Source organism: Aerococcus sp. L_32 (genome assembly GCF_050689315.1).
In genome coordinates this window covers 1-791 of record NZ_JBOEQF010000860.1, presented here as the reverse complement: position 1 = coordinate 791, position 791 = coordinate 1, and the positions used below count along the sequence as shown (strand labels likewise).

The window sequence follows — 791 nt, the reverse complement described above, 5'->3', positions numbered from 1 at the left end:
ATGCGGATTGCTTATAATCATCATACCAATTATTCACAAATTTCGCATCTGTAGTGACTAAATAATCGTTTTCTTTTCTCGCTTCTCCATAATCAAATGTGGTGACATATAGTTCAATGTCCGAATGTGCTTGGATATAGTCTAGTGAGTCGTTAATTTCCTTACGATCTAAACTTGAAAAATACATGATAATTCTCTTATCCGCAAAAGTCGCCTTTAATGCTTTCAGCAACACTTTAATGGCTGAAATATTGTGGGCGCCATCAATATAGGTGGCTGGCTGGTTAGCAATCAATTCCATACGACCTGGTAAGGCCGTCGCTTGAATGGCTGCAATGGCTGTTTGTTGGTTAAAATACAAGCCATTTCCCTTTGTAAAAGCGACAAAAGCAGCGTAAGCTGTCCGAGCATTCCATACTTGATAAAAACCAAGTTGCGGAATATCCATCTGCGGTTGCAATTTATAAGAAATCAATTGACCTTCTTCTTGAGTCACTTTGTCTTGGATAATAGCCAAGTATTCTGGGGCAATTTCCCCAACAACCAGGGTATCCCCATGGTGCATTATGCCGGCTTTTTGCTTGGTAATGGCAAATTCATCTTCACCTAAACTAGGAATGTGGTCTTTACCAATAGAGGTAATGACCCGGACGGCATGTGGGAGAATATTGGTGTAGTCCTTTTCGCCACCAATCCCTACTTCAATGATCAGTAAATCGACGTCCACCTGGCCAGCATAGATAAAGAAGGCTACAGTGAGGACCTCGAAATAGGACATGGATTCTATTTTT

The 791-nt window shown here is 40.8% G+C and carries 1 protein-coding gene; it reads right to left on the bottom strand.

Annotation, left to right across the window (positions count from 1 at the left end; all coding sequences use genetic code 11):
* Positions 1-778 (bottom strand): glutamate ligase domain-containing protein (locus ACRCJ0_RS16945; protein WP_431391323.1); only part of this gene is annotated, 778 nt, incomplete at its 3' end.
* Positions 779-791 lie beyond the last annotated feature (13 nt).